Source organism: Actinophytocola sp., from assembly GCF_035712165.1.
In the GTDB taxonomy this organism is placed as follows: Bacteria; Actinomycetota; Actinomycetes; order Mycobacteriales; family Pseudonocardiaceae; genus DASYTH01.
Window position 1 is genome coordinate 1 of sequence record NZ_DASTBH010000004.1, and the last position, 4,009, is coordinate 4,009.

Consider the following 4,009-nt stretch of genomic DNA (forward strand, 5'->3'; position numbering starts at 1 on the left):
GCGCTACACCCGCGACCTGCCGCTGTGCACGATCGCCCCGGCCTGGTCGCTGGCCGTGGCCGTGTACCGCACCGATGGCCGGTTCCTGCCGGACGGCGACTCGCGGTCCGGCGGCGGCTGCAGCGAGGTCACCGCGCTCGACCCGGCCACCGGCAAGCGCGGCAAGCAACGCGACCCGCAGGACCCGGTGGAACGGCCCAGCGGCGGCCAGCGTCAGGGTGACGCCGAACTGGGCACCCGGCTGCTGGGCGACGGCACCTACCTGACCACCACCGGCCGGCACCTGCTCACCACCTGGCGGTCCGACCTGGTGCAGACCATGGAGTACGGCCAGCTGCCGGCCATGGTGAACCCGGAGAAGCAGCCCCGCACCGGTTGCACGTACGGGTCGGTGGCCGTCGCGGCCGGCCGGATCGGCGTGATCGAACGCTGCCCGAGCGAGGGCGACCGGCTGACCGTCTACAAGGCGACCAACGTGGACAACAAGGCCGACGAACCGGCCGTGGTGTTCAGTTCGCTGGTCGAGGGCGCCGGCGCGCGGGTCGTGGCGCTGTCCGACCAGCGCGTCGCGATCGCCCTGCCCGACCCCAGCCGCCTGGTGGTCTTCGACGACCAGGGCGCGCAGCAGGCCAGCTACCCGCTCGACCTGCCGACCCAGGACCTGCGCGGTGACCCGGACGGCCTGGTGGTGCCCACCGCCCGGCTGGTCGTCCCCGCCGGCCAGGGCCCGGGCGCCGTCTACTGGTACACCGGTTCCCGCACGATCGCGCTGGACGGCGCCGAGCTGAACCCGGTGTGGACCGCGCCGGACACGCTCGGCCCGGGCACCCCGTTCGCCGGCCGGATGCTGGTGCCGGTGCGGGACGGGATCCGGGTGCTGGACCAGGCCACCGGCGAGGTGGTCGGCACCACCCCGGTCGACCGGTCCGGCTACTCCGGGCTGGTCACGATGTCAACGCTCGGGCCGATGGTATTGGAGCAGCGGGGCGGCGATGTAGTCGCGCTTCGTTGAGCTTCGACGATAACTCCAGCGTTGTCCCACACAATCGAGTGGTGAAAATCGTGCCGTCGCTACCAGCGTCCCAACTCAGCCCGCACCGGGCCGAGCGGGTCGACCTGCCCAGCAGGTACGGCCCGATCGCAGCCCTGCACGGCAGGGCCAGGAACAAGGGCCGTGCGGCGGCCGCGACGGTCCTGATGGTGCCCGGCTACACCGGCTCCAAAGAGGACTTCGCGCCGCTGCTCGACCCCATCACCCGCGTCGGGTTCGACGCCATCGCGATCGACCTGCCGGGCCAGAACGAGTCGGCCGGCCCCACCGAGGAGTCGGCCTACCTGCCCAGCGCGCTGGGTCTGGTGCTGTCCGAGGTGATCGGCAGGCTGAGCGCCACCGGCACGCCGATGATGCTGGTCGGCCACTCCTACGGAGGCCTGGTCGCCCGCAGCGCGGTGCTGGCCGGCGCCCCGGTGGTGGGGCTGACCCTGATGGACAGCGGCCCGGCCGAACTGCCGCAGGGCTGGCGCCGCCAGGCCCTGGACATCGGCGAGCCGGCCATCCGGCAGCACGGCATCGCCGCCGCGCAACGGCTGCGGGACAGCCTGGACGCGCACAACCCGGCCTGGCTGGCGGCTTCCGAGGAGCTCCGCACGTTCCTGCGGGAGCGGTTCCTGCGCTCCAACCCGGCGAGCCTGCTGGGCATGGCGCACGGGCTGCGCACCGAGCCGGACCTGGTCGGCGCCCTCGCCCGGCTGCTGCAGTCCTCCGGCGCGCAGTCGCTGGTGGTGTGCGGTGAGCGGGACGACGCCTGGCCGGTGTCCGCCCAGCGCGACATGGCCGACCGGCTGGACGCCGACTTCGCGGTGATCCCCGGCGCGGGCCACTGCCCCGCCATCGAGAACCCGGACGGCCTGCTGGACATCCTGGTGCCCACCTGGCGAACCTGGCTCTCCTACGCCGAACTCCCCCTACCAGCCGTCGCCGCCTGAGCGCGGTCTAGCACCCAACCAACGGCAACCTCAGGGGACCGTGACGGCACCCAGCCACCATCCACCCGATCCCCGCACCAGCCGCCGGAACGCAACCACCGCATCAAATCCGGGGAGGCGGTCACCGCCACCAGTAGAGCCACAGGGCGCTGGTGGTGATGGCGAGCACGGCGAGTACCGCGAGCGCGCCCGGCCAGCCCCGGTGCCTGTCGGCGAAGCGCTGCGCCAGCACCGCGAGACCGGCCGCCACCAGGTGACCGGCCACGGTGAGCAGGCCCGGTCCGGGCAGCCCGCCGACCCACGCCAGGATCTGGAACACCAGCACGACCGCGGCCAGCACGGCGAGCCCGATGGCCAGCGCGCCGGACAGCTCAGCCCAGAAGCGGGACCGGCGCGGCCGGTCCACGGCCGCCGGCTGTGCCTGCGTCGGGGTCACGTCCGTCAGCGAGTCCTGCACCTGATCACCTGGTCTCTAGTCCGCGAGCAATGACCACGGCAACGCCGCGGGGCCGGCAGCCTGGCCTTCGGGGCAGCTGCGGCGGAAGTCGCACCACGAGCACTGCCGTCCCACCCGCGCGGGGAACAGCACGTCCGGGTCGCCGCCGGCTTCGAGGGTATCCCGGGCCAGTTGGAGCTCCTCGGCGGTCTCCTCGGCCCGGGCCTGGTGCCGGGCCAGAGACGCCTCGGTGTGCTCCCAGACCGCGACCGACCCGCTGGGCAGGTGGTGCAGTTCGACCCGGGTGCACGGCCGGCGCAGGGTGCGCCGCGCGGCGATCACGTACAGCGCGAGCGCCTGCGACCCCCGGGCGTCGTCCGTGCTCAGCGCGTGCCGGCCGGTCTTGTAGTCGACGACCACCAACTCGCCGTCGCGCTCGTCGATCCGGTCCACCCGGCCCTCGGCGACGATCGTGCCGACCGGGGCCGACACCCACCGCTCCAGCCCGACCGGCTCGATGGTCACGTCCAGCCCGGCCACGTAGTCGGCCACCCAGTCGCCGGCCCGCTGCCGGAACCGCGCGGACTGCTCGGGGTCGGCGAACCCGTCGTCCTTCCACCCGGTGCCGACCAGCGCGCGGGCCTGCTCGACGGTGCGGCGCCGCACCGGAAGATCGAAGAACGCGCGCAACGCGTTGTGCACCACCGCACCGAGCGTGCTGTGCGCCCACGGCCCGCCGCGCGGCGGCGTCGGCCGGTCCAGATAGGTCATCCGGTACCGCCGGGGGCAGTCCGCCCAGACCGCGAGCCGTGCGGGCGTGACCTTGATCAGCCGCCGCGGCATCGCGTCGAAGCCCAACTGCCCCTGCATGTGCCAACCTTACGGGGCCTGTGTCCCCAGCGCCGGGTGCGGCCCGGTCAGGATCTCCGCACCGGTGGCCCGGTCGGCGATGGCGTCGAGGGTCTGCGGGTCGGTGGTCTCCTGGCCGATGGAGATCGACTTGTTGGTGCCGTGGTAGTCGCTGGAACCGGTGGTCAGCAGGCCGAGGTCGCCGGCGAGGCCGCGTAGCTCGGCCCGGGTCGCCGGATCGTGGTCGGGATGGTCGACCTCGACGCCGTCCAGTCCGGCCGCGGCCAGTTCGGCGATGATCCCGGCGGTCACCGTGGGCCCCCGGCGCCGGGCGAACGCGTGCGCCAGGACGCTCACCCCGCCGGCGGCGGCCACCATCGCGATCGCGTCCCGGACCGGGGCGCGGCTGCTCGGGATGTAGTAGCGGCCACGGTCGTTCAGAAACCGCGCGAACGCTTCGTCCACAGTGGACACGACGCCGGCCCGGACCAGGGCCATCGCCAGGTGCGGCCGGCCGGCGGTCACCCCGTCGGGCAGGCCCGCGAGCAGTTCCTCGGCGTCGACCGGCAGCCCGTCGGCGGCCATCCGCTCGCCGATCTTGAGCAACCGGGCCCGCCGCTCGGCCTGTGACCGGGCGTGCGCGCCGACCACGGCCGGCGCGTCCGGGTCGAACAGGTAGGCCAGCAGATGGACCGTGCAGTGGCCACCCCGCCCGTCCGACGACCGGCAGGACAGCTC

5 protein-coding genes are annotated in these 4,009 nt (G+C 73.9%); 2 read left to right on the top strand and 3 right to left on the bottom strand.

Features of this window, described 5'->3' with window-relative positions; all coding sequences use genetic code 11:
• Both VFO68_RS00215 and VFO68_RS00220 read left to right on the top strand, forming a co-directional pair.
• A partial coding sequence (locus VFO68_RS00215; RefSeq protein ID WP_325156042.1) for a hypothetical protein occupies positions 1–1,012 on the top strand: 1,012 nt, incomplete at its 5' end.
• Positions 1,013–1,062: 50 nt separating this feature from the next.
• Positions 1,063–1,986 carry an alpha/beta fold hydrolase gene (locus tag VFO68_RS00220; protein ID WP_325156043.1) on the top strand — a complete coding sequence of 308 codons (924 nt, stop codon included), beginning with the start codon at positions 1,063–1,065 and terminating at the stop codon, positions 1,984–1,986.
• A 121-nt stretch (positions 1,987–2,107) separates the two neighbouring features.
• On the opposite strand, the gene VFO68_RS00225 is transcribed toward VFO68_RS00220, so the two are convergent.
• From VFO68_RS00225 to VFO68_RS00235, 3 genes are all read right to left on the bottom strand, one after another.
• Positions 2,108–2,443 carry a hypothetical protein gene (locus VFO68_RS00225; protein ID WP_325156044.1) on the bottom strand — a complete coding sequence of 112 codons (336 nt, stop codon included), beginning with the start codon at positions 2,441–2,443 and terminating at the stop codon, positions 2,108–2,110.
• A gap of 15 nt (positions 2,444–2,458) precedes the next feature.
• Positions 2,459–3,292: a PD-(D/E)XK nuclease family protein gene (locus tag VFO68_RS00230; RefSeq protein ID WP_325156045.1), complete on the bottom strand. Its 834-nt coding sequence runs from the start codon at positions 3,290–3,292 to the stop codon at positions 2,459–2,461.
• A gap of 9 nt (positions 3,293–3,301) precedes the next feature.
• The coding region (locus VFO68_RS00235) for a phosphatase (RefSeq protein WP_325156046.1) at positions 3,302–4,009 on the bottom strand (708 nt) is incomplete at its 5' end.